Origin of the sequence: Pseudoalteromonas atlantica, from assembly GCA_007988745.1 — a bacterium.
Classification (GTDB): Bacteria; Pseudomonadota; Gammaproteobacteria; order Enterobacterales; family Alteromonadaceae; genus Pseudoalteromonas; species Pseudoalteromonas atlantica.
Genome location: BJUT01000029.1, coordinates 1 through 24,832 on the forward strand (window position 1 = coordinate 1; position 24,832 = coordinate 24,832).

The window sequence follows — 24,832 nt, forward strand, 5'->3', positions numbered from 1 at the left end:
TAGGTAATAGGTAATTATCAAGTAACTATTTGGAGGGATGTCAAATTTTAGGCATTAAAAAGCCGAGCATTAAGCTCGGCTTTTTGGTGTCTCTTTAAAGACTTACTCTGCAGACTGCGCGTCTTCTTGAACTTCTTCGTTAGTCGCTGGGCGACCTACTAGTTCAATATAAGCCATTGGTGCATTATCACCAGCACGGAAGCCACACTTAAGAATACGAGTGTAACCACCTGGACGGTCTGTATTACGAGGACCGATTTCGCTGAACAATTTACCAACTACTTCATTATCACGCGTGCGAGCAAACGCTAAACGGCGATTTGCTACACTGTCAGTCTTAGCCAGTGTGATTAAAGGTTCAATTACACGGCGTAACTCTTTCGCTTTAGGCAAAGTAGTTTTGATGATTTCATGTTTCACCAAAGAACCTGCCATATTGCTGAACATCGCTTTACGATGGCTACTGTTACGGTTTAATTGACGACCACTCTTACGATGGCGCATGACCCTATCCTTCTAACTAAACTAATATAGTGATTTAGATTATTCAGCTAGGCTTGCAGGCGGCCAATTTTCTAGGCGCATGCCTAGAGAAAGACCACGTGAAGCTAGCACGTCTTTTATTTCAGTTAGAGACTTCTTGCCTAGGTTAGGCGTTTTAAGAAGCTCAACTTCAGTGCGCTGAACTAAATCACCGATATATTGAATTTGCTCGGCTTTCAAACAGTTTGCTGAACGTACTGTTAGTTCAAGATCATCAACTGGACGAAGTAGAATAGGATCGAATTCTGGCTTCTCTTCTTTCTCTTCTGGCTCAGTTACATCACGTAAATCTACGAATGCATCTAATTGCTCAGCTAAGATAGTAGACGCACGGCGGATCGCTTCTTCAGGATCTAAGGTGCCGTTTGTTTCCATATCAATGATTAACTTGTCTAAGTCTGTACGTTGCTCAACACGGGCTGATTCAACCGAGTACGCAATACGTTCAACTGGGCTGAATGATGCATCAAGCAGCAATCGACCAATTGGACGCTCATCGTCATCAGAGGATAAACGACTAGATGCCGGCACATAACCACGACCACGCTCAACACGAATACGCATGCTGATCTCGCTGCTATCTGTCGTTAAATGACAAATAACGTGATCTGGATTAGCAATTGTTACATCGCCATCGTGCTGAATATCAGCCGCAGTCACAGGGCCTACACCAGATTTAGTCAGGGTCAGAAAAACTTCATCTTTGCCTTCTAACGTTACTGCTAGACCTTTTAGGTTTAGTAGTATTTCAATGATGTCTTCTTGTACGCCTTCTTTCGCGCTGTACTCATGCAATACACCGTCGATTTCAACTTCAGTTACTGCACATCCAGGCATAGATGATAACAGTATACGGCGTAAGGCATTACCCAGAGTATGGCCAAAGCCACGCTCTAGTGGTTCTAAAACTACTTTAGAACGCGTTGGGTTGATAGCGTCGATATCGACTAACCTTGGTTTTAGAAATTCTGTAACAGAACCCTGCATTTTATCCTCTCTTAACTCTTAACTTTACTTAGAGTAAAGTTCGACGATTAGTTGTTCATTAATGTCCGCAGACAGATCTGAACGCTCAGGTAGGCGCTTGAAGCTACCTTCCAATTTCTTACCGTCAACTTCAACCCAAGTCGGCTTTTCACGTTGCTCAGCCAACTCTAGAGCAGCGATGATACGTGCTTGTGTTTTAGACTTCTCACGGATTACTACAGTATCTTCTGGAGCAATTACGTATGAAGGAATGTTCACAACACGACCATTAACTAAAATCGCTTTGTGGCTTACTAACTGACGTGCTTCAGCGCGTGTGCTAGCAAAACCCATGCGATATACAACATTGTCTAAACGTTGCTCTAAAAGCTGTAACAAGTTTTCACCTGTATTACCTTTAAGGCGAGCAGCTTCTTTGTAGTAATTACGGAATTGCTTTTCTAATACACCGTAGATACGACGTACTTTTTGCTTTTCACGTAATTGTAAACCGTAATCAGATAAGCGACCTTTACGAGCGCCGTGCTGACCAGGTGCAGTCTCAAGTTTACACTTAGAGTCGATAGCTCTTACGCCGCTCTTAAGGAACAGGTCAGTACCTTCACGACGACTCAGCTTGAGCTTAGGGCCCAAATATCTTGCCATGTTATTTCTCCTAACCTATTGTTAAACGCGACGTTTCTTCGGTGGACGACAACCATTGTGTGGTATTGGCGTCACGTCAGTAATGTTGGTGATACGGTAACCAGCAGCATTCAAAGCACGTACAGCAGATTCACGACCTGGACCTGGACCTTTAATAAAAACTTCTAGATTTTTTAAACCGTATTCTTGAGCAGCAGTACCTGCACGCTCTGCAGCAACCTGAGCAGCAAATGGTGTAGATTTACGTGAACCACGGAAACCTGAACCACCGGCAGTAGCCCATGATAGTGCATTACCTTGACGGTCGGTAATTGTTACAATAGTGTTGTTGAAAGACGCATGAACATGAGCCATACCATCAGCAACTTGCTTTTTAACCTTTTTACGACGAATTGGTGTCTTAGCCATAATACTATCCCCTTATCGCTTAATAGGCTTACGAGGACCCTTACGGGTACGCGCGTTAGTCTTTGTTCTTTGACCACGTAGTGGTAAAGAGCGACGGTGACGTAGGCCACGGAAACAACCAAGGTCCATAAGGCGCTTGATATTTAGAGTAACTTCACGACGAAGGTCACCTTCTACAGTGTACTTGCCAACTGCATCACGCAGTACGTCAAGAGTTTCGTCTGAAAGTTCACCGATTTTTGTGGTCTCGGCGATACCAGTCGCTTCTAAGATAGCCTTAGAGCGAGTCTTACCTATGCCATAAATAGCTGTTAAACCAATAACTGCATGTTTATGATCAGGGACGTTAATGCCAGCGATACGGGCCACTAACACATCTCCTATATTTGAATTTGGTAATCAAAAGTTTGAAAAGCCCGTAAGGATACTCAAACGAAGACCAAATCACAACTAAAAACACAGGCCGAGAAATCTCAGCCTGCACGACTGTTTACTTAGCCTTGCCTTTGCTTATGCTTAGGCTCACTGCAAATTACGCGTACTACACCAGCACGTTTAATAACTTTACAGTTACGGCATATTTTCTTAACGGAAGCACGTACTTTCATTGCTCAACTCCGTAAACTGACCTTATCGGCCGTAGCCTTTAAGGTTCGCTTTTTTCAGCACAGAATCATACTGATGTGACATCAGGTGAGTCTGTACTTGTGCCATAAAGTCCATGATTACTACAACGATAATCAAAATTGATGTACCGCCGAAATAGAATGGCGTTTGCCATGCCATAGTCATGAATTCGGGCACCAGACAGATAAAGGTTATATACAAAGCACCTGCCAATGTCAGGCGTGTCATCACTTTATCAATGTATTTAGATGTCTGCTCACCTGGACGAATACCTGGGATAAATGCGCCAGATTTCTTCAGGTTGTCTGCTGTCTCACGCGGGTTAAAAACCAACGCTGTGTAGAAAAAGCAGAAGAAGATGATAGCTGCTGCTAGCACCATCGCATACAAAGGCTGACCTGGAGTCAACGTTGTTGCAATAGCTTGTAGCACATCAGCGACCGGACCTTCACCCTGGCCGAACCAGCTTGCAATTGTACCAGGGAACAGAATTATACTGCTAGCGAAGATTGGTGGAATAACACCCGCCATGTTTACTTTTAGTGGTAAATGCGTGCTTTGAGCAGCAAATACTTGACGACCTTGTTGGCGTTTAGCGTAGTTAACAACGATACGACGTTGTCCACGTTCGAAAAACACTACAAGATAAGTAACAGCGAATACTATAACCGCAACCATCAACAGTACAAAAACATTCAAATCACCTTGGCGCGCCATTTCGGCTGTCGAACCAATAGCAGACGGCAGGTTAGCTACAATACCAACAAATATTAGAACTGAGATACCGTTACCGATACCGCGTTCTGTTATTTGTTCGCCCAACCACATTAGGAACATAGTACCAGTTACTAAACTCACCACTGCGGTGAAATAGAAACCGAGACCCGGGTTAACAACTAACCCTTCCATCATGCCCGGTAAGCTAGTTGCAATACCGATTGATTGGATAGTAGCAAGCACAAGCGTGCCGTAGCGTGTGTACTGGCTAATTTTTTTACGCCCTTGCTCACCTTCTTTCTTAAGCTCTATAAACGGAGGATACATATGCGTTAATAGTTGCGTAATAATCGAAGCCGAGATATACGGCATAATACCCAGTGCTAACACTGAAGCTCGCTCAAGCGCACCACCGCTAAACATGTTGAACATCTCAACAATGGTGCCCTTTTGTTGCTCGAAGAAATCGGCAAGTACAGCGGCGTCAATCCCAGGGATTGGCACAAATGAACCTAGACGGTAAATAATGATAGCACCTAAAACAAATAGTAATCGACGCTTCAATTCCGAAAGTCCACTTTGTGCACTTTGTGTATCTTGACCTGGTTTAGCCATTAGTACTTCCTTAGTCTTCTACCTTGCCTCCGGCAGCTTCAATAGCTTCGCGAGCACCTTTAGAAGCCTTAAGGCCTTTAACGGTAACAGCGCGTGAAACTTCGCCAGATTTAACAACTTTAACGAACAGAACGTTCTTTTTAACTAGACCAGCTGCTTGTAACGCGTTTAGGTCTACCACATCGCCTTCAACTTTAGCGATTTCAAAAAGGTTTACTTCTGCAGATACTAACGATTTGCGTGAAGTGAAACCAAATTTAGGTAGACGACGTTGCATAGGCATTTGACCGCCTTCAAAACCAACGCGTACTTTACCGCCAGAACGTGATTTTTGACCTTTGTGACCACGGCCACCAGTCTTACCAAGACCAGAACCGATACCACGACCAACACGTTTTGGAGCAGTTTTAGAACCTGCAGCAGGTGAAAGTGTATTCAAATGCATGAAATTAACCCTCTACCTTAACCATGTAAGAAACTCGGTTGATCATACCACGTACACATGCTGTGTCTTCTAACTCAACAGTGTGGTTGATACGACGTAAACCAAGACCGCGTAATGTAGCTTTATGCTTCGGTAAACGACCGATAGAGCTCTTTACTTGTGTTACTTTTACAGTTTTATTTGCCATGGTTACCCCAGAATTTCGTCTACGCGCAGACCACGTTTAGCAGCGATTGACTCAGGAGAGTTCATGTTCTCTAGAGCTTGAATCGTTGCACGTACTACGTTGATCGGGTTGGTAGAACCGTAACATTTAGAAAGTACGTTCTGCACACCAGTAACTTCTAGTACTGCACGCATAGCACCACCTGCGATGATACCAGTACCTTCAGATGCTGGTTTCATGAACACTTGTGAGCCAGCATGACGTCCTTTAACAGGATGCTGTAATGTGTTGCCATTTAGGTCTACATTGATCATGTTGCGACGTGCTTTTTCCATTGCTTTTTGAATAGCAGCTGGAACTTCACGAGCTTTACCATAACCAAAACCTACTTTACCTGCGCCATCACCAACTACAGTTAGTGCAGTGAAGCTAAAGATACGACCACCTTTAACTACTTTAGACACACGGTTTACCGCGATTAGCTTTTCAGCTAAATCAGGCTGTTGTTGCTTTGCTTCTACGTTAGCCATTGTCTACTCCTAGAATTGCAAACCGGCTTCACGCGCAGCATCAGCTAGCGCCTTCACACGGCCGTGATATTTAAAGCCACTGCGATCAAAAGCAATCTTTTCGATGCCTTTGTCAGCCGCACGTTCTGCAACCGCTTTACCAACTGCTTGTGCAGCTGAAACGTTGCCTGTGCCTTTAACTGTTTCGCTAATAGCTTTCTCAACAGTAGAAGCAGCAGCCAGTACAGTACCCTCAGCATTAACTACTTGAGCGTAAATGTGACGTGGCGTGCGGTGGATAACAAGACGCGTTGTGCCTTGTTCAATATAATTTCTACGAGTGCGTTTAGCACGACGTAGACGAGCTGTTTTTTTATCCATCGTCTTACCTTACTTCTTCTTAGCCTCTTTACGGCGTACATTCTCATCTGAATAACGAACACCTTTACCTTTATAAGGCTCAGGTTTACGGTATGCACGAATGTTAGCAGCTGTTTGACCAACTAACTGCTTATCTACGCCCTTAACTAGAACTTCTGTTTGGCTTGGAGTTTCAATCGTAATTCCCTCAGGAACTTCGAAATTAACTGGGTGCGAGAAACCAAGTGTTAAGTCTAAAACTTTACCCTTAGCTGCAGCACGGTAACCAACACCTACTAACTGAAGTTTCTTCTCGTAACCTTCATGCGTACCAACAACCATGTTGTTGATTAGAGCGCGAGCAGTACCTGCTTGAGCCCATGCATTAGCTACGCCTTCACGAGGTAAAGTTGTAATAACGTTGTCGTTAACTTGTACTTCAACAGCGTTGTTGATAGTACGAGTAAGTTCACCGTTTTTGCCTTTAACTGTGATGTCCTGGCCTTTTAATGTAACTTCTACACCGGCAGGAACATTGATTGGTGCCTTTGCTATGCGAGACATAGTTCCCCTCCGATTAAGCTACAAAGCCAATGATTTCACCACCAACACCAGCACTACGTGCTGCGCGGTCTGTCATTAGGCCTTTAGAAGTTGATACGATAGCGATACCAAGACCACCCATTACCTTCGGTAATTCGTCACGTTTCTTATAGATACGTAGACCAGGGCGGCTAACACGCTGGATATTTTCAATTACAGCTTTGCCTTCGAAGTATTTCAACTCGATAGAAAGCTCAGGTTTCGCTTCGCTGTTTACAGCGAAATCTGCGATGTAACCTTCGTCTTTTAATACTTTAGCTACTGCTACTTTCAGCTTTGAAGTTGGCATCGTTACAGATACTTTCTTCGCTGATTGACCGTTACGGATACGTGTAAACAAATCCGCGATAGGATCTTGCAAGCTCATAGTCTTACTCCCGTGATACTATTACCAGCTAGCCTTTTTAAGGCCAGGAATTTCACCGCGCATAGCTGCTTCGCGAACTTTAATACGGCTCATGCCGAATTTGCGAAGGAAACCATGTGGGCGGCCCGTAATGTTACAACGATTACGTTGACGTGCAGGGCTAGAATCACGTGGTAAAGCTTGAAGCTTAAGTACCGCGTCCCAACGATCATCTTCAGATGCGTTAACATCGCTGATGATAGCTTTTAGTGCTGCACGCTTTTCAGCGTACTGAGCAACTAGTTTAGTGCGCTTTGCTTCGCGCGCTTTCATAGAATTCTTTGCCATAACCCTACCCTTATTTCTTGAATGGGAAGTTAAACGCTTCTAACAACGCACGGCCTTCCTCATCAGATTTCGCAGAAGTTGTGATTGTGATATCCATACCGCGTACACGGTCTACTTTATCGTAATCAATTTCTGGGAAGATGATTTGTTCACGTACGCCCATGCTGTAGTTACCACGTCCATCAAAAGACTTAGCACTCACACCACGGAAGTCACGGATACGTGGGATAGCGATTGATACCAAACGCTCAAAAAAGTCCCACATACGCTCGCCGCGTAAGGTTACTTTACAGCCTATTGGGTAGCCTTCACGCACTTTGAAGCCAGCAACAGATTTGCGTGCTTTAGTGATTAAAGGTTTCTGACCAGCGATAGCTTCTAGATCCGCAACAGCGTTATCTAAAATCTTCTTGTCAGCTAGGGCTTCGCCCACGCCCATATTTAATGTGATCTTTTCGATCTGAGGGACTTGCATGACAGAGCTGAAACCAAACTTCTCTTGAAGCTCAGCAACTACTTTGTCTTTATATACTTCATGCAGTTTCGCCATCATTCTACTCCAACTATTAGATAGTTTTACCAGTAGATTTAAAGATACGTAATTTCTTACCATCTTCAATCTTGAAACCTACACGATCTGCTTTACTCGTTTCCGAGTTGTAGATCGCAACGTTTGATACGTCGATAGACGCTTCTTTCTCAACAATGCCGCCAGCTTGGTTCAATTGTGGAACCGGCTTTTGGTGTTTCTTGATTAAGTTAATGCCTTCGACAAATACTCGACCAGACTCGGTAACAACTGAAAGCACTTTGCCGCGCTTACCTTTGTCTTTACCTGCTAGTACGATTACTTCGTCATCACGACGGATTTTTGCTGCCATGATAGACTCCTTACAGTACTTCTGGGGCTAGTGAAACAATTTTCATGAACTTATCATTACGAAGTTCACGAGTCACAGGGCCGAAGATACGAGTACCAATTGGCTGCAAGTTATCATTTAAGATAACAGCCGCATTGCTATCGAAACGGATCAGAGAACCGTCCGGACGACGAACGCCTTTTTTGGTACGCACAACTACCGCGTTTTTAACATCACCTTTCTTCACTTTACCGCGAGGAATAGCTTCTTTCACAGAAACTTTAATGATATCGCCAACTGCCGCATAGCGACGGTGTGAACCACCAAGGACTTTTATACACTGCACTTTGCGAGCGCCGCTGTTATCAGCAACTTCCAGCTGAGTTTGCATTTGGATCATGTTAATGACCTCCGGTGTAGTAATTACAACTTGCCTTAAATTTGTTTAAAATCAAGGCACTTCGATTAAATCCCACTCAAAAAACAACAGAGTTGTCTCTTAAGGGCGGGCAATTGTACCAGCATTGGCTAGTGAGTGGTAGGTTATTTTTTAATTAATTTAAGGGAAGGACAGATTAAAACTGAGTAAAAACCGCTATGTAGCTATTTTACAAGTGGTTATAAAACAATCAAGGCGCAAATAGCGCCTTAATTATTTATTAGTGGGGTTTAATAGTTAGCCAAATAAACCTTTTAGTTTATCTTTAACTTTGTCCTTGGCTTTTTCTTTTGCTTTCTCTTTGGCGTCATCCAGCTTTTGCTTTGCTTCATCTTTAAGCGCGTTGCTTACATCTAGCTTAAAGCCAACGTCATGAAATGGGCCTTCTATACGCAGTGGGATTTTAAAGCCTGTACTATCATCTGTAGTGCCTTGCCCTTCAATCGAATCAACAATGCCGGTCACTAAGCGATAATCAACATTGGTTTTAGGCAAATCTACATCGCCCTCACCTGTAATACGAATAAGTGGGCTCATCAGCGATAGGTCGTTATTACGGCCCACGCCATTAGTAAAGTTAAAGCTACCTGTGAGCGCAGAAAAATCTGTTTGCTCTGATTCTTCAAAGCCTGTATCTAACCCTTCACTCACAGCTCCAAGGTTACCCGTAATAAGCTCTTTGCCTTTGCGAACCATTTCAGCCACGTTTGCGCCTTTAACAGCACCATCGGCAAATTCAAAGCCAACCTTACCATTTAATGCATTAATAAAGGTTTTTTGACTTTGCCCAGTTGTGGTTAAATTCCAATTTAATGACCCTTTACCCATGAGCTTATCAAAGCCAGCTGCATCAGTGAGTAACGGTTGTGCGTCTATGTCGGCTAAATCAAAATTTGTGCTTATTTTATACGGCGTTTGCTGCGCATTTATGTTGATAACTCCTTTACCAGTGCCCTCATATGCTTTAAAGCTATCTAAGCTTAATTTAGCAACGCTGTTGTTTAAATCGACTGTAAATTGATTAGCACCTAGCTCAATATCGTTAGCTTTTAAACCGCTTGAGCGAATAACTACATTAGCATTAAGTGCATTTAATGCGCTTAAATCAATTTTAGTATCGTCCCAAACAATCGGCTGCGCGGCTTTAGGTTCTTCGCTTTGCGGCGCTTGCTGCTTAGCGACTGCCTCCGGTAAGTAGGGATTCAAATCAAGCATACCTAGGTCTATATCAGCATTAACCGCTAGTTTATTGCCTAAGTTTACTTCACTTTTTCCTTTAATCTCTAATTCATCTAGGGTAGCAATCAGCTCTTCTAAGTTAAACGTATCATCTATAAGATGCATTTTACCGTTTACACTAAACGCATTAAATGCATTTTCTTTAGCGTTTAAGTCTACCCCTTGCCAAGTTGCTAGCTCCTTAACAGAGTCGCCACTTAGCGCTAACTCGCCTTTTATATCTTTACCTTGGCGAGCAATACTGCCGTTAAAAGTAAGATCGACCAAGCGAGAGTCTACGCTTTGAGTAACCTCAAACGTCGCCCCTTCAATTGCCTTTGCCGGCGTATCAAGTTTTACATCAAGCTCAAAGCGCTCTTGCATATATGTAATGCCGCCTTTGATCTCTAGTGTTTTACGTAGTGAAGGAAGTAAAATAGCCAATTCCAAGTCACTAATTTGTTGTTTAGCGCCTGTTTGCCCATCTAGGTAAGTAAACGTACCACCGTAAATAGCCACTTCACCTAACTCTATATCAAAGTTCTCTGGTAGTTTAACAGCCTCACCTGATTGAGTTTGCTCTTGCGGCTGCTCTGCTACAGCATCAAACAACTGCCAGTTAGCTTTACCGTTTTTATCAGTTTCTAATAAAATATTGGGCTCGTTAATAACAAACTTATCAAGTTTGAATTCGCCGCCAAATAACGATAACCATGGTATATGCACAGCTAATTGCTCCATACTTGCCATGTCGTCGCGCGAGCCTGTCTGCATGTTTGCAAAGTGTACATCGTTAAGCTCTAACTTTAATGCAGGAAATACACTAAGCGTTTTATCACCTTTAATAGTAAGTGTGCGCCCTGTTGTTTTTTCAACCTGTTCAGATACTTTATTAAAAATAGTATCGGTTGGGATTAAAAACGGAGCGGCAATAATTAACGCAATACAAAGTAAGAGTATTACACCAACAATTTTGAGTAAGGTCTTCATGATCATCCTTTCAAACGTGCAAATAATGTTCTTATCATAGCGAGTGTTAGCTTTAAAATCATTGTCGTTGTGACAAAAAAGCACTTTATTGTAATTTATTTAATTTGAAATGAATTTATGCTTAAAAGTAAACGTTGCGAAATTGGTGACTAAAAGTAAAGCTCATCAAGTTTAAATCTAACCAAGTATTAAACCCTACAACATTGCATCCCTTGAATTGTTAGGTATGATGCACGGCCCTGTTGCTATTGGCGTATTTGCGCTAAAATAAAGCAGCTAAAAAATGTATCTACTCGGAGACTCTACAAGGCATGAAAAAACTGCTAATTTCACCGTCAAAAATGGCGCTAGGCGAACAAGAAAGTCAAATTTACCAAAACATCTTGAAGCAAGCTTCAGAACTAAGCCTAAACCTAATGGCCGTGAAAGTAGAAAACCACCCAGAGGATTTTTTAGGCTGGTGTTACGAGCTACTAAGTGCAAGTAAAGACCGTATAAATTACGATTTACTAGAGCCACAACAACTGCCAGTTTTAAAAAAGCTGCACGACCAGCTAACCTCAGCAATTAGCTTTTTACAGCTTAAAACACTACGTGTAGCACCTTGGCCTGTTATTAGTATGTTTGTAGAGCAACATAAAAAACTTATTGCACTGGACGAACAGCTTCGCCTTACCACGTATTTGCACAGCATTCGTGAGCAAGCACTAAAAGATATGATCCCAGAGGATTTACTGGCATTTAGTGGTAAACACACTGCCACGCTCGACCCAAGCACCTATAACTTTGATGTTGAATGGTTCGCATCAACAAAAAGTGCAAAGGGTTTTCATCAAATGCTAGCCGACTTGCCTGGCGCGTTTGACGATGCACTTGCTAACATCCCGCTTGAAGGTGATGTGAGCGAAGCTGATTACCAACAGTTTGTTGTTGCTTATTTACTTGCCTTTAACGGTAGCGATGAAAAGCCAACCCTTGCTCCTGCTACACGTTTATTAGCAATGCGCCGCCCCGATGTGTTTACGCCGATTAGTAATAGCCGTCTTGATGCATTATGCGCAGCTTTAGGTATTACAAAATTAAACAATCGCGACTTTGAGCGCTACTGGCAAGATATAGTACAAAGCATTCATGCTATGTCGTGGTTTAAAATGGCTAATGGCAGCAATGAACTAGAAGAGCAACTAGTTAGTATAAAAGCGTTATTACCGTGCTTTTTTTACTATGCAGATGCCAGCACGGCCGACAACTCAAATTATATTAAGTTATTAAATAAACCTAAACGCAGCACAACAAGTGCCGGAAAACCACAGCGTAGAGGTAAAGAGTCAGCCGAAATACTTGTAGACCGTGCACTTGCAGCCGATGACATTCCCGAGCATATTCGTAGCAAACGCGACTCTATTATTAGCGAAGTACAAAAAGGCCGCGGAGTAAACGAAACAATTAGTCTTATGCGCACTATATTTGGCTAAATTTACCTAACCTAGCTGTATTTTTCTGGTGCAGTTAGGTTAACTTATGCACCAGCAGTGTGCGTTTTTTTATTAACCTCCTCAATCATTCCCTCTTCTAAAACTTCTCAACATATTGTTTTATAAAAGTAAAAAACCAGTTTTATAGAAATTATTTTAAGCTGGCACATACAGTGCAATTGCATTCCCAGTTAAACAATAAAACACCGCCAGTCAAAGGGTTGCCAATAAGAGAATAAAAACCTAGGCGATAAAAATCATATAACGGGAAATGGACATGCTAAAACTAAAAAAAACCATCGCAATTAGCGCAATAGCTTTATTAGGTGCTACATCTTTAACATCAACAGCCGTACATGCAGAAGTAACAGCAAACGCAGCGGCTACGTCTAACTACTTATGGCGTGGTCAAGAGCAAACTGGGGGCGATGCTGCTATTTCTGGCGGTATTGATTACGCTGACGAGTCAGGCTTTTATGTAGGTACTTGGGCATCAAATGCTTCATGGGCCGATGAAATGACTTACGAGCTTGATGTTTACGCGGGTTTTGGTGGCGATATTAACGACACATTTAGCTACGATGTAGGTTACATTTATTACGCTTACCCAGATGCAGCTTCTGAGGCAGATGCTGATTTCTCTGAAATTTACGGTAGCATCAGCGCAGAAGGTTTCACCTTTGGCGCTGCAATCCTTGCCACTTCAGCGGCAGATGGCGATGGCACCGACTTTGGCGATTCATTATACCTAAATGCCGATTACAGCTTTGCTGTTGGCAGCAATGGTACTGAGGTTGCGCTGCACTTAGGTCACTACTCTGGTGACTTTATAGGTGATGATAATATTATTGATTACGGTATCTCTGTATCAAAAGATGGTTTTACTTTTGGCGTATCTGACACCGACATGGATGAGTCAGATGTTAAAGTTTACGTAGGCTACGCTGTAGACTTTACGCTTTAAAACAAAATGTGTTACTTGCTGCAACACTAAGGGCCTTTTGGCCCTTTTCTCGTTTAGGGCACCTAAATACTCACAGCGCCTTTTAAATTTTAGCGACTAAAGCACCTTACTATAAAACACACTTCGGTTAATCGCCGAGCTCCTCGCTGCTATTACCTCTTTTTACCAATATGCTAATTCGCTTTATTAAGCTTTAATCCGCATTGCTATTAGCAATTCGCTAAAACAAAAAAGGCCGCATTAAAGGCGGCCTTTCAGTTAATTACTAATCGTTAATCGTTAATCGTTAAAACTTAGCTAGGTTGTTTTTACTGTCTTTATCTACAAGCTTAATGTACGGGTCTACCCCCGCGTACAATGGCTTTTCTTTTACTTTTAGCTCAATAGTATTAGTACCAGAGACTATTTGATGCTTTTGCGAGTAAATCACAAAGTCTTCAGCGAGAAGGTTTTCAGGATCATCGCTAAATAATGCAATATCAATTAGCTCATCGAGTGGCTGCTCGGTTTCTTCACCTTGTCCATCGGCATGCTGCTTAATTGCTTCAACGCTCAGTGTTACTGTGTATAAACCTTCGCTATCAACATCATCTGTAACCGACACTGCTTTCATTTCAAGCTCATAAAGCGTTATGTATTTAAACTGATCATCAATAAAACGTTGTTCAGCTTGTGTTGTATCTCGCTTTAAATAACTAAGTAAATCAAGTGTGGTTGGGTATGGCGTTGCCTGGTATTTAAACTCATTCAAAAATGCTTTAAGTGCGGCATTTAAGCGCTCTTCACCTAATCGGTCATACAAAGCCATCATCGTAACTGAGCCTTTATTGTAATGAAGATATTGTTGCGACTGTGTTTTATATAGTGGCATTTCTTCAAAGGCTTCGCCTGTGCGGCCCATTAAGTATTTATCTAACTCGTACTTTAAGAATTTACGAAGCTTCTCGGCGCCAAAGCGTTTTTTTAGCACCATAAGCGCACTGTATTGGGAGAGCGATTCAGAAATAACGGCGCTGCCTTCTACATTAGCCCCGGATACTTGATGCCCCCACCATTGGTGTGCAACTTCATGTGCGGTTACATAGTAAGGTAGGTCAACTTTACTCTCATCTCTTAAGTCTGTAATAAAGCCAATACTTTCTGAGTAAGGTACCGTATTGGCAAAACTTTGCGCAAATGAGCGATACTTAGGAAACTCAATAATACGTAACTGCTTATGCTGATATGGCCCAAAGGCTTGCGTGTAGTAATCTATTGAGTCTTGTACCGACTCAATCATACGGTCAACATTCCATGCATGATCTTTGTGGTAGTACACCTCAATATTTACACCGTTGTGCTCAACCTTTTTACTTTCAAGCTCTGCCGAAAGCACAGAATAAAAGTTTAAAATAGGCGCATCCATTTCATAAACAAAAGTACGTCGTCCGTCTTTTACACTCTCACTTTTTAAATAACCGGGTGTAATAGCAAATTGTGACTCATCGGTGGTTACTGTTGCCTTGTAGTTTATAAAGCCATTAGCAGGCCCAAACTCATTTTGCGTATAATAGCGGCTGTCTTCTAGTTTATGTGCACGTTCAAGCTCGGGTAAATCGTGCTTACGGCGCTCATACTTATCCGCAATTTGAAAATACTTTTGATAACCAAAATTTGGTAATAATTCTCCATTATTTACAAATGTACCATTGTGCACGAGTTGAGTATCAGAGCCTCTATCAACAAAGCCGTCGTGTTCACGAGTAACAGAAAGCTCACCTTCGCGTACTTCATTAGGCATTAGCGGTTGTTCAAACTCAAACCATACCATGCCAAAATCGGTTAAACGCTCAACTATTTTTCCGCCCGCCATTTTTACATCCCAGCTTTTAGATTGGCTAGGCTCGTTAATTAACACACGGGTTATTGGCTCGTTTGCGGTATTGGTAAACTTAATTTTAGCCACGGCATTTAAAGCACGTTTTTTAGGATAAATATCAATGTGTAAATCAACATCAGTTATTATTGGCAGTGGCAAGTCTTTGTATTGTGAGAACTCTTGCTCATACCTTACTTGTAGCGCTTCGTTATCATCACTTGTTACAAACTCATTGATTACACGGGTGTTGTAATAAATGTTATAACCCGCGCCCACAAATACCAATAAACTTATAACGGCTGCAATCTGGCCTTTTAAAGACATGTTGTAACGCACTAAAGATAAACGCGTACGCAATGTTTGCGATGGACCACGATGCCATAAAGCAAACCCTACAATAGCTAAAAACACACTCAATGCACCCCAATATACGGTATACCAATGCGCGCCTTGTAAAAAATGCCCGTAACCGTTTATGTCTGAATACGGTACGCTGCTACTTTGTGAAAAATGATACATATGATGCTCAAACCCGTAAGCACCCATTACCATTTGAGCAATGTAATACAGAATAAATAAACCCATACCTATGTATTTATTAGGGCTAATTATTTGTAAAAAGAACGCCAAAATAGCCATCATAATTAAAGGCAATAATGTAAGGTAACCCAACCTAAATAAGTACTGGCCAAGCTCTAAGTTAAATTGCCCCTTAAATAGTTGCACCGCAATGGTAAACATCATACCTACTAAATAAAGGCCACAAACCGCAGTGATTAGCGCAATAATTTTAGATACCCAAAACACACTGTTATGCACCGGGTAGCTGTCAACAATATCGCCCATACCACTGTGGCGTTCTCGCCAAACCAGCTCTGCGCTGTAATAAGCAATAATAATAAACATAAATATAGCGGAGGCGTTTTGAATAATGCCCACCATGTTTTGTGTGAGCGGCCAATCTGTTGTGCCATATGCGCCAATAGGCGCAAAAAGTGGTGCGAGTAACGTAATAATACTGACACCCGCTAAAATCATAAAAGGAGCACTTAATATAACCTGCTTAAGCTCAAATAAGCTGCGCATTACTAATTGCGATTGCGTATTGACCCCTTTTGACTTGTAATTTTTAGCGCTGCTAATAAGTGCTGCTTGTTTATTTTTTACAAACGTAGAGACAGCAAATTGCTTTTTCTGTTTTTTAGTGACTACGCGATTAGCTAACTTTCCGAGGCCAAAAAACATCGCTAAACTTATTGCTACCCATAAAATACGGTTAATTAAAAAATCGCCCGAAAGCGTCAACACTTCAGTATTTTTATCACTTACAGTCCAGTAACGGGTTAAGTCAATTAACGACCCAGTGCCAAATGGGTCTGCGTAAACAACAATATTTCTAAACGCTAAATCGTCAAAATAGATACTCGCCAATTGGTAGCTTATATAGATCACCACGGCCGTTACATATACCGCCATTATGGTTTTAAAATAAACCGCCACACTATTAAAAATAGCACTGAGCACCAATAAGCTTGGCACCGCTAAATATAAAAAAGGCGCAGCGTAATATATAAACTTATTAGGGCCTACTAGCTCACTATCAAGCCAGCCAACCAACAAGCCAAACTGAGACCCCAAAAATACGCCTAGTGGCACGCTTAAAAACACGATAAGTACAACTAAGTAAGAACCAAAAAAACGCCCTGATTGATAAGCAAGCGGGTTAACGGGCTTACTAAACACCAGCTCATCCATTTTGGTCTCGCTGTTGCGAATCGCTGAGCTTGCAACAAAGTTAACCACTAAAAACATAGCAAGCGTACAAAAGGTAACCGTTAAAACCATAATGGTATAAGGCGAGTTCATATGAACATTAGCCCCACCTAGCGGAAACTTACTACTGGAGCTTATAAAAAACGCCATAAAAAAGAATATTAATGAGGTCACATAAAACGAAGGCTGGCGCACAAAATAGCGCAGCTCAAACGCGAGCATATTAAAAAACATAGCGCCCCCTTATGCTACTTGGCTGTTACGATGATTAAGCAACGTAGAAAAATACACATCTTCTAGGTTTGCACTGCTGAGCTCAAAACCTTCAGGGGCTTCATTGGCTAATACATGTAATATGGTTTGCCCAGCAAATAAGCGTTTTGAAATAACAGGCAGTTGCGGCTCAAGCTCTAGTGCTTCTTCTTGGCTCATGGCTTTGCGCCAAATTTGGCCTTGGAGTTTATCGGTAAGGGCAATGGGGTTACCCTCTAATAATATTTTTCCGCCTGCCAGTACGGCCATGTTTGGGCAAAGCTCTGCCACATCTTCAACAATGTGGGTCGATAATATAACGACTTTTTGCTCGCCTAAGCTTACTAGCAAGTTATGAAAACGATTTCGCTCTTCAGGATCTAACCCTGCTGTTGGTTCATCAACAATTAGTAAATCAGGGTCACCTAGTAAGGCTTGTGCAATACCAAAACGCTGGCGCATACCGCCCGAAAAGCCACTTACCGCTTTTGAGCGATGTTGATATAAATTAGTATGTGCAAGCAAGCCTTCTACCGACTCTTTACGCTCGCCTTTGTTATGAATGCCCTTTAAAACAGCCATGTGGTCCAGCAAGTCGTAAGCACTAACTCGTGGGTATACACCAAAATCTTGCGGTAGGTAACCTAAACGTTGGCGCAAAGCCTGTGGGTCTTTAAAAACATCAATACCATCAAAAGTAATTGAACCCGAATCGGCAGATTGCAACGTAGAAATAGTACGCATTAGTGATGATTTACCGGCCCCATTTGGCCCAAGCAGCCCAAACATTCCTTTTCCTATAGATAAATCAACACCTTGTAGTGCATGTACGCCATTATCGTAGGTTTTAGATAACCCTGTTATTGATAGCATTTTTACTTCCTTGAATTTTAATAGTTTTTTTATTGCGCTTTTTATATCACATTAAAAAAAGGAACATAAGTTACGCAGTGGTTAATTTTGTAACAATAAATAAACACGATAGGTAATAATACTTGCCTCGCATTTATTCAGTCGGTATAAAAACCACACACACACTTTATAAGAAGCGTAAAGCCATGCAAAAACATCAAAGCCAACCACTAAACGACTTTATAGAATACCCTCACGATGAAATGCTAAAACGCGCAACCGAATTTTTACAAACCAGCCAGCGCCGCCATAGTATTCGCAGCTTTAGCGACCGACCTGTGCCTAAAAATATAATTGAAGCCTGTATAAAAGCAGCAGGTACCGCGCCAAGTGGAGCGAATCATCAACCGTGGCATTTTGTGGCTATAAACAGTAGCGATGTAAAAAAACAAATAAGAGAGGCCGCCGAAAAACTAGAGCGCTCTTTTTATGAAGGCAGAGCAGGAGAAGGGTGGCTTGATGCGCTAAAACCATTAGGTACCGACGCCAATAAACCCTATTTAGAACATGCGCCTTGGCTTATTGCAGTGTTTAGTCAAAAAAAAGGCGGTGTGAATACGGATGATAAAAACACCAATTATTATGTGCACGAATCAGTAGGGCTGGCTACTGGGTTTTTAATACAAGCCCTGCACCGCTGTGGCTTAGCTACGCTTACCCATACACCTAAACCAATGAGTTTTTTAACCGACATTTGTAAGCGCGACAAAGACAACGAACGTCCTTACATGTTACTTATTGCGGGCTACCCAAGTGACGATGCAACTGTACCTGCCCATGCACTTGATAAAAAGTCGCTTGATGAGATTGCCACTTTTATTTAAAGCAAATTACTCAGCCGTACTTTGCTTACAAAACCATTCGTAAAGTAACGTAATAATCGACTCAACTTTTGGGTCGATTAACGAATAATAAATTGTATGTCCCTCACGGCGAGTTGCCACTAGCTGGGCTTTACGTAAACTCGCCAAATGCTGAGACAAAGCAGACTGCGCCAACGGAACATTTTGATTTAACTCACCCACACTTTGTTCACCTTGCAATAAACTACATAAAATCATTAAACGGTTTTTATTTGCCATTAATTTTAAAAATTGCTCTGCCTGCTGAGCGTTTTCTGCAAGTTGTTCAATATTCATTGTGATACTTAATTATTTTGTGTGTTTTAATTATAGACTTTTACATTAGTAAGTTCTAATATAATTAACATTAGAAAAAACTAATATTAAGGTCAATTCATGAAAATAAGTGACGCCATACTCTTAATTGGCGGAAGTGCCGTTACAATTTCTGTGCTATTAAGCTACTTTGTTGATAGTAACTTTCAATTTTTAACGTTATTTATTGGTATTAACTTAGTGCAATCCGCCTACACTAAATGGTGCCCATTAATGACTTTTTTGCGCAAAAGAGGATTTACAGGCTAATGCTTACTTCAATTCCTGATTTACTAAAAATTATCACACCTAACCAACGCCGTATTGATGCAGCGCAAGCAAAGCAAGAGCTAGAACAAAATAAAGGTTTACTTATTGATGTACGCGAACCCGCTGAGCATGCTAATGTAGCTGCGGTAGGGGCAATAAATATTCCACGCGGATTACTCGAAATGAAGCTAATGGAAATAGAAAAAGACGCTGCACGCCCTATTTACTTACATTGTGCCAGCGGTGCCCGCGCCACCTTAGGTGCAGAAGCGCTAACCCGCGTAGGCTACGAAAACGTTACCGTTATTACGTGTAATGCAACGCAAGTAAGTGAAGTTTTTTAATTGCTTCACAAAAAAGTAACCTAAATTGCCTACACTTTGCTTTTTACACTTTACAGGTACAAAGCAATGGCATTTACACGGAGAAGTTTTTTAAAAGCATCGGCAGCAGGATTTGGCGCTGCCGTATTATCACTTGGTTTAACAGGCTGTCGTTTTGACGATGATGACGACACTCCCGTTAGCTTTGACCACGGCGTTGCCAGCGGCGACCCGCTAAGCGATAGCTTAATTATCTGGACCCGTGTAACCCCACTCGATGTAACAACTAAATCATTAAAAGTACAATGGCAAGCCGCCACCGACCAAAGCTTTACAAATATTGTTCACGATGGTGAAACACATATCAGTGACACCACCGACTTTACTCTTAAAGTTGATTTACAAGGGCTTGATGCCAACACCGTTTATTACTATCGCTTTAATGCACACGGAAAAACCTCCCCTATCGGACAAGGAAAAACGCTTCCTGTCGGTGCGGTTGATCAGGTGAAATTAGCCGTTGTATCGTGCGCAAATTACCCTGCCGGGTATTTTCATGTGTATGGCGAAATTGCTAAGCAAAGCGATTTAGATGCGGTACTGCACTTAGGTGATTACATATACGAATACAGCAATACGGGTTATGCAACCGAAGACGCCGCACAGTTAGACCGACTGCTACCATTAGATAACAGCAGCGAAATTATCGCACTGACCGATTATAGAAAACGCTATGCAAATTATCGCCTCGATGCCGACTTACAAGCAGCCCATAGCCACTGTGCATTTATAACAGTGTGGGACGACCACGAAATCACCAACGACACATGGCGCGAAGGCGCAGAAAACCATAACGAAGGTGAAGGCGAATTTAGCCAACGTAAACTCAATGCACTACAAGCCTACTTTGAGTGGATGCCAATTCGTAATGTAGCCGACCAAGAACGTATTTACCGACGCTTTGAGTTTGGTAATTTAGTCTCTTTATACATGCTAGATACCCGTGTATTAGCCCGTGATGAGCAGCTTAACTACAGTGATTTTGACCTTACCTCCCTTGCCGGGCAAAGCGCATTTGCTGCAGCAATAGGCGCAACAGACCGTGCATTATTAGGCAGCGAACAACTTACCTGGCTTAGTGATGCCATCACTACCTCAAGCACACAGTGGCAAGTGTTAGGGCAACAAGTGCTAATGACAAAAATGCACTTACCAGTAGAGGTCATGTTACTACTTTCTAGCTTACAAAGTGCTCAGGCAAACGGAGGCGATCCAAGTGAATTGCTCGCACAGGCCAATGTATTATTTGCAGAGCTGGCGCAAATTAAAGGCCGTGTATTAGCGGGCGACCCAAGTGTAACCGAGGCAGAGCTTGCCCGTGTTCAAACCACCATACCGTATAACCTTGATGCGTGGGATGGCTATGCCTACGAGCGAGAAGTATTATTAGGTACCGCTATTGCAGCACAAAAAAACTTAGTAGTTTTAGCCGGAGATACTCATAACGGCTGGGCGGGACAGCTTAAAACTGATGCCAGTAACCCTATTGCAGCCTCACAAAATGCTGGGGTGGAATTTGCAACGGCATCGGTTTCATCACCAGGGCTTGAAGAATATTTAGCGCTAAACACACAAGATGCGCAAACCGTAGCGCAAATAGAGCAAGTAATTGCCTTATTAGTTGATGACCTTGCTTATAATAATTTAGTGGAGCGCGGCTATTTAACCGTTACATTTACACCTGCAAAAGCCAGTGCTAAGTGGAATTATATAAGCACAATTAAAGCGCGCGAATATCAGGTTATTGAAAGCCGTACCAAAGAGCTAAGCATGCTGGCAGGTCAGGCTCAATTACAAAACGCTTAACGCTTCGCCTCTAAAGCTGCCAAACGCGTATCTATGCGCTCTACTACCTCAACTAAGCGAGCAAGTAATGCTTGGTTGAGGTGATCTTCAGCAAGCTCCTGTGTTTTAGGGGCTTGCGCAGCTAAGTTATCTTTTTGCTCAAGTATGGCTTCTCTAAACTCACTGGCATTTTCAACACCAAGTAATGACACCAATGCGCCATGACCCGACTGCCCTGCAGTTTCAAAGCTTAACCGGTATAACCCAAAAAAGCGCATAAGCGGCCCTTGGTTGAGCCCCACATCGGTTATTTTTTCAAGCGGTATAGATTTTTCTTCTTTAAATAAAATGCCGCGTTTAACAACTAGCTTTTGCGTGAGTAATTGCGCCGACATAGCGGCCAAAATTTTACCTGCCACCAGCCATACAACAAATAACACCACAGGTATAAGTGGAATGGTCACTAATGCAACGGCACTAAAAAAGCATGCCATGGTCATCCAGTATTGCTTCACTTTGGGATCAAAGCTGGCACTTTTTAAAATAGGGTTGCTCATTGGTTTATCCTTAATCTACTCAAACACAGCGCTTTACTGCTAGTAAAATACATTGCTTGTTTAAGTTACGTGATCAATAACTTCAATGCAATTTAACGAGGTTGTTAAGCAATGATAACACTTAGTTAATACGCCCATTATTTTAATTTATAGGGTTGTTTAACCTAATTGTGTGCTTTATATTCTGGCAACAGCTTTATAGACGTCTAAACATCCAAAGTGAAATTATCTCATACAAAGGGAACATAATGACAACTCATACCCTAACTTTACTCGATGGCGGCATGAGCAGAGAGCTCACTCGTATTGGTGCGCCATTTCAGCAACCTGAGTGGTCAGCATTGGCAGTAATAGAAGCCCCTGACAAAGTAACGCAGGCTCATAGTAACTTTATACAAAGTGGTGCCACTGTTATTACCACAAATAGCTATGCATTAGTGCCTTTTCATATTGGCGAAGAGCGCTTTAATCAATCTGCTAAATCACTGGCTGCAACCGCCGGACTAGCGGCTCAAAAAGCGGTTGAGCAACACAATAAAGGCACAAAAATAGCGGCAAGTTTACCTCCTATGTTTGGCTCATATCGCCCAGATTTATACCAAGCAGAGCAACTAACACGCATTGCCACGCCTTTAATAGAAGGCCTAGCACCTTATGCCGACCTGTGGTTAATAGAAACCCAAAGCCTCATTCAAGAAGCGCTCGATATTAAAGCACTAATCAGTAAAGTAAGTGATAGTCAAAAACCTGTGTGGGTCGCCTTTACCCTTGACGATGAAAACCCCAACGAGCAAGCCACGTTACGCTCGGGCGAGTCGGTGCAAGATGCGGTCACTGCAATGCTAAAAGAAAATGTAAAAGGCATTTTATTTAATTGCTGCCAGCCTGAGGTAATAGAGCAAGCTTTAGTTCTAACCCAAAAGGAATTAAAAGCACAAAGAGCAGAGCATGTTCAAGTGGGGGCTTACGCAAATGCATTTGCGCCACAAACTAAAGAAGCCACAGCTAACGAAGGGTTAGATGAGGTTCGCAAAGACTTAACCCCGCTTTCTTACTTGCAATGGGCTAAGCAATGGCAACAACAAGGTGCCAGCATAATTGGTGGCTGCTGCGGTATAGGCCCTGAACACATTGCAACGTTAAATCAGCACTTTGCCTCTTTATAACGCTAATTATTAGCTTACATGTAAGTAGTAAAATGAAAGAAAATAAAATTGGATTAGTCGCACTTACCGCGCTGGTATTTAGTGCAATGGTAGGGGCTGGGATATTTAGTCTGCCACAAAATATGGCCGAAGTGGCCGGTGTAAATGCTGTTTTAGTAGGCTGGCTTATCACCGGTGTGGGTATTCTATTACTTGCAGGGTGTTTTTTACAATTATCACGCGCTAAGCCAGAGCTCGACGGCGGCATTTATATTTATGCTAGAGAAGGCTTTGGCGAACTAGCAGGCTTTTTATCTGCATGGGGCTATTGGCTTTGCGCCACCATTGGGGTGGTGGGTTATTTAGTCGTGGCTTTTGCTGCTTTAGGCGCATTTGTAGATACGCCGACATTCACTCTATTTGGCCAGGGTAATACCCTTATGGCGTTTATTTGCGAATCTATTATTTTATGGGCTGTGCATTTAATTATTGTTAAAGGCATTAAACAGGCCTCTTTCATTAACCTGCTTGGCACTATCGCTAAAGTGATCCCGCTGTTGCTATTTATCGGCTTTGCTTATGCTTATTTTGACCCTAACGTATTTAAGGCAAATCAAAGCCATGTGAGTGTGCAAACAGACTTTATTGATCAAGTAAAAAATACCATGCTTATTACTTTATGGGTATTTACCGGTATTGAAGGGGCAGCTGTGCTCTCTGCTCGTGCCAAAAACCGTAAAGATATTGGCCTAGCCACGGTGATAGGCGTTGTTGCAGCGCTTATTTTATATATTGCTATTACCATGCTGTCATTTGGAATAATGAACCAAAGCACTATTGCCCAACTTAGTAACCCTTCAATGGCGGGCATTATGGCCATGATGAGTGGCACTACGGGCAAAGTTATTATAAGTGCGGGGCTTATTGTGTCGGTACTGGCTTCTTACTTAAGTTGGATTATTTACGCCGCCGAAGTGCCTAACAGCGCGGCTAAATACGGCGCATTTCCTAACGTTTTTAAAAAGCAAAATCATAACGGAACCTCTATAGCGTCATTAACTTTAACCAGCCTTACAGTGCAACTTTGCTTAGTGCTTATTTTATTTACTGGCGAGAGTTATAACACCTTAGTGCTTGTATCAACGTCTATGATATTGGTGCCGTACTTTTTAGTTGCCGCCTATATGGTAAAAGTCGCCTTTGCACAAAAGCTCTCGGTACCCATTAAACTAATGGGGTTAGGCGCAAGTGTGTATGGTTTATGGCTTGTTTATGCTGCGGGGCTGAACACATTAGCACTTTCACTTATTTTATATATTCCAGGCACGTTATTATTTATGTATAGCCGTAAACAATTTAAATTAAATCAACACGCTTAAAGCACCCATACTCAGGTTTTATCTTTATTAAAAGCCTGAGTATTAATCCACTTACATTCAGATAAACTTTCATACACTCTCTTACAAACGCCAATC

The 24,832-nt window shown here is 42.1% G+C and carries 30 protein-coding genes; 8 read left to right on the forward strand and 22 right to left on the reverse strand.

Annotated features, from left to right (window positions below):
- Window positions 1-102: 102 nt before the first annotated feature.
- The 18 genes from rplQ to PAT01_RS12535 all read right to left on the reverse strand — a co-directional run bounded on the left by rplQ (window position 103) and on the right by PAT01_RS12535 (window position 10,826).
- Window positions 103-504, reverse strand: coding sequence for a 50S ribosomal protein L17 (gene rplQ / locus PAT01_RS12450; RefSeq protein ID WP_004589197.1), 402 nt, complete (start codon window positions 502-504; stop codon window positions 103-105).
- Between the two features lie 39 nt (window positions 505-543).
- Complete coding sequence (locus PAT01_RS12455) at window positions 544-1,530, reverse strand: DNA-directed RNA polymerase subunit alpha (RefSeq protein WP_004589198.1); 987 nt, start codon at window positions 1,528-1,530, stop codon at window positions 544-546.
- Window positions 1,531-1,554: 24 nt separating this feature from the next.
- Window positions 1,555-2,175 (reverse strand): 30S ribosomal protein S4, encoded by a 621-nt coding sequence (gene rpsD, locus PAT01_RS12460; protein ID WP_004589199.1) that lies wholly within the window; start codon window positions 2,173-2,175, stop codon window positions 1,555-1,557.
- Window positions 2,176-2,196: 21 nt separating this feature from the next.
- Window positions 2,197-2,583 (reverse strand): 30S ribosomal protein S11, encoded by a 387-nt coding sequence (rpsK, locus tag PAT01_RS12465; RefSeq protein ID WP_002959471.1) that lies wholly within the window; start codon window positions 2,581-2,583, stop codon window positions 2,197-2,199.
- A gap of 12 nt (window positions 2,584-2,595) precedes the next feature.
- Window positions 2,596-2,952 carry a 30S ribosomal protein S13 gene (gene rpsM / locus PAT01_RS12470; RefSeq protein WP_004589200.1) on the reverse strand — a complete coding sequence of 119 codons (357 nt, stop codon included), beginning with the start codon at window positions 2,950-2,952 and terminating at the stop codon, window positions 2,596-2,598.
- 125 nt (window positions 2,953-3,077) lie between these two features.
- Window positions 3,078-3,191, reverse strand: coding sequence for a 50S ribosomal protein L36 (gene rpmJ, locus PAT01_RS12475; protein ID WP_002959476.1), 114 nt, complete (start codon window positions 3,189-3,191; stop codon window positions 3,078-3,080).
- A 22-nt stretch (window positions 3,192-3,213) separates the two neighbouring features.
- Window positions 3,214-4,542 (reverse strand): preprotein translocase subunit SecY, encoded by a 1,329-nt coding sequence (secY, locus tag PAT01_RS12480; protein WP_004589201.1) that lies wholly within the window; start codon window positions 4,540-4,542, stop codon window positions 3,214-3,216.
- Window positions 4,543-4,552: 10 nt separating this feature from the next.
- Window positions 4,553-4,987, reverse strand: coding sequence for a 50S ribosomal protein L15 (gene rplO / locus PAT01_RS12485; RefSeq protein WP_004589202.1), 435 nt, complete (start codon window positions 4,985-4,987; stop codon window positions 4,553-4,555).
- A 4-nt stretch (window positions 4,988-4,991) separates the two neighbouring features.
- On the reverse strand, window positions 4,992-5,174 hold the full coding sequence (rpmD, locus tag PAT01_RS12490) for a 50S ribosomal protein L30 (RefSeq protein ID WP_004589203.1): 183 nt from the start codon (window positions 5,172-5,174) through the stop codon (window positions 4,992-4,994).
- Between the two features lie 2 nt (window positions 5,175-5,176).
- Complete coding sequence (rpsE, locus tag PAT01_RS12495; RefSeq protein ID WP_004589204.1) at window positions 5,177-5,683, reverse strand: 30S ribosomal protein S5; 507 nt, start codon at window positions 5,681-5,683, stop codon at window positions 5,177-5,179.
- 9 nt (window positions 5,684-5,692) lie between these two features.
- Window positions 5,693-6,043: a 50S ribosomal protein L18 gene (gene rplR, locus PAT01_RS12500; protein ID WP_004589205.1), complete on the reverse strand. Its 351-nt coding sequence runs from the start codon at window positions 6,041-6,043 to the stop codon at window positions 5,693-5,695.
- A 9-nt stretch (window positions 6,044-6,052) separates the two neighbouring features.
- Window positions 6,053-6,586 (reverse strand): 50S ribosomal protein L6, encoded by a 534-nt coding sequence (rplF, locus tag PAT01_RS12505; RefSeq protein WP_004589206.1) that lies wholly within the window; start codon window positions 6,584-6,586, stop codon window positions 6,053-6,055.
- A 13-nt stretch (window positions 6,587-6,599) separates the two neighbouring features.
- Window positions 6,600-6,992: a 30S ribosomal protein S8 gene (gene rpsH / locus PAT01_RS12510; RefSeq protein WP_004589207.1), complete on the reverse strand. Its 393-nt coding sequence runs from the start codon at window positions 6,990-6,992 to the stop codon at window positions 6,600-6,602.
- A gap of 21 nt (window positions 6,993-7,013) precedes the next feature.
- A complete protein-coding gene (gene rpsN, locus PAT01_RS12515; protein WP_004589208.1) occupies window positions 7,014-7,319 on the reverse strand; it encodes a 30S ribosomal protein S14 in 306 nt (101 codons plus the stop codon).
- Between the two features lie 10 nt (window positions 7,320-7,329).
- Window positions 7,330-7,869 (reverse strand): 50S ribosomal protein L5, encoded by a 540-nt coding sequence (rplE, locus tag PAT01_RS12520; protein WP_004589209.1) that lies wholly within the window; start codon window positions 7,867-7,869, stop codon window positions 7,330-7,332.
- 16 nt (window positions 7,870-7,885) lie between these two features.
- Complete coding sequence (gene rplX / locus PAT01_RS12525; protein ID WP_004589210.1) at window positions 7,886-8,200, reverse strand: 50S ribosomal protein L24; 315 nt, start codon at window positions 8,198-8,200, stop codon at window positions 7,886-7,888.
- A gap of 10 nt (window positions 8,201-8,210) precedes the next feature.
- Entirely contained in the window at window positions 8,211-8,579 is a 369-nt protein-coding gene (gene rplN, locus PAT01_RS12530; protein ID WP_004589211.1) for a 50S ribosomal protein L14, read from the reverse strand.
- Between the two features lie 276 nt (window positions 8,580-8,855).
- A complete protein-coding gene (locus PAT01_RS12535) occupies window positions 8,856-10,826 on the reverse strand; it encodes an AsmA family protein (protein ID WP_154945567.1) in 1,971 nt (656 codons plus the stop codon).
- Window positions 10,827-11,137: 311 nt separating this feature from the next.
- Here PAT01_RS12535 and PAT01_RS12540 point away from each other — a divergent pair, with 311 nt between their 5' ends.
- Together PAT01_RS12540 and PAT01_RS12545 are read left to right on the forward strand one after the other, a co-directional pair.
- A complete protein-coding gene (locus PAT01_RS12540) occupies window positions 11,138-12,301 on the forward strand; it encodes a hypothetical protein (protein ID WP_024033871.1) in 1,164 nt (387 codons plus the stop codon).
- A gap of 277 nt (window positions 12,302-12,578) precedes the next feature.
- Window positions 12,579-13,265, forward strand: a complete 687-nt coding sequence (locus PAT01_RS12545) for a TorF family putative porin (protein ID WP_004589216.1) — start codon at window positions 12,579-12,581, stop codon at window positions 13,263-13,265.
- A gap of 286 nt (window positions 13,266-13,551) precedes the next feature.
- Here PAT01_RS12545 and PAT01_RS12550 read toward each other — a convergent pair whose 3' ends face one another.
- Both PAT01_RS12550 and PAT01_RS12555 read right to left on the reverse strand, forming a co-directional pair.
- Window positions 13,552-17,130, reverse strand: a complete 3,579-nt coding sequence (locus PAT01_RS12550) for an ABC transporter permease/M1 family aminopeptidase (RefSeq protein WP_138578621.1) — start codon at window positions 17,128-17,130, stop codon at window positions 13,552-13,554.
- 9 nt (window positions 17,131-17,139) lie between these two features.
- Window positions 17,140-18,021: an ABC transporter ATP-binding protein gene (locus tag PAT01_RS12555; RefSeq protein ID WP_029773142.1), complete on the reverse strand. Its 882-nt coding sequence runs from the start codon at window positions 18,019-18,021 to the stop codon at window positions 17,140-17,142.
- Window positions 18,022-18,206: 185 nt separating this feature from the next.
- Between PAT01_RS12555 and PAT01_RS12560 the strand changes: the two genes are divergently transcribed.
- Window positions 18,207-18,884 carry a nitroreductase family protein gene (locus PAT01_RS12560; protein WP_154945568.1) on the forward strand — a complete coding sequence of 226 codons (678 nt, stop codon included), beginning with the start codon at window positions 18,207-18,209 and terminating at the stop codon, window positions 18,882-18,884.
- A 6-nt stretch (window positions 18,885-18,890) separates the two neighbouring features.
- Here the strand turns inward: PAT01_RS12560 and PAT01_RS12565 are convergent, their stop codons facing one another.
- Window positions 18,891-19,199 (reverse strand): ArsR/SmtB family transcription factor, encoded by a 309-nt coding sequence (locus tag PAT01_RS12565; RefSeq protein WP_024033876.1) that lies wholly within the window; start codon window positions 19,197-19,199, stop codon window positions 18,891-18,893.
- 99 nt (window positions 19,200-19,298) lie between these two features.
- On the opposite strand from PAT01_RS12565, the gene PAT01_RS12570 reads away from it, so the two are divergent.
- From PAT01_RS12570 to PAT01_RS12580, 3 genes are all read left to right on the forward strand, one after another.
- The gene (locus PAT01_RS12570; RefSeq protein WP_138578623.1) at window positions 19,299-19,487 is read left to right on the forward strand and encodes a YgaP family membrane protein; all 189 of its coding nucleotides are present in this window, start codon (window positions 19,299-19,301) and stop codon (window positions 19,485-19,487) included.
- Window positions 19,487-19,831 (forward strand): rhodanese-like domain-containing protein, encoded by a 345-nt coding sequence (locus tag PAT01_RS12575; RefSeq protein WP_004589222.1) that lies wholly within the window; start codon window positions 19,487-19,489, stop codon window positions 19,829-19,831. The genes PAT01_RS12570 and PAT01_RS12575 overlap by 1 nt, the downstream gene beginning before the upstream one ends.
- A gap of 66 nt (window positions 19,832-19,897) precedes the next feature.
- Window positions 19,898-21,676: an alkaline phosphatase D family protein gene (locus PAT01_RS12580; protein WP_154945569.1), complete on the forward strand. Its 1,779-nt coding sequence runs from the start codon at window positions 19,898-19,900 to the stop codon at window positions 21,674-21,676.
- Here PAT01_RS12580 and PAT01_RS12585 read toward each other — a convergent pair.
- Entirely contained in the window at window positions 21,673-22,212 is a 540-nt protein-coding gene (locus tag PAT01_RS12585; RefSeq protein WP_096740265.1) for a PH domain-containing protein, read from the reverse strand. The two genes, PAT01_RS12580 and PAT01_RS12585, sit on opposite strands and share 4 nt — an antisense overlap.
- Before the next feature lie 248 nt (window positions 22,213-22,460).
- Between PAT01_RS12585 and PAT01_RS12590 the strand changes: the two genes are divergently transcribed.
- On the forward strand, window positions 22,461-23,378 hold the full coding sequence (locus tag PAT01_RS12590; protein WP_171038586.1) for a homocysteine S-methyltransferase family protein: 918 nt from the start codon (window positions 22,461-22,463) through the stop codon (window positions 23,376-23,378).
- Between the two features lie 32 nt (window positions 23,379-23,410).
- Window positions 23,411-24,736, forward strand: a complete 1,326-nt coding sequence (locus tag PAT01_RS12595) for a basic amino acid/polyamine antiporter (RefSeq protein WP_029773146.1) — start codon at window positions 23,411-23,413, stop codon at window positions 24,734-24,736.
- Window positions 24,737-24,832: the final 96 nt, after the last annotated feature.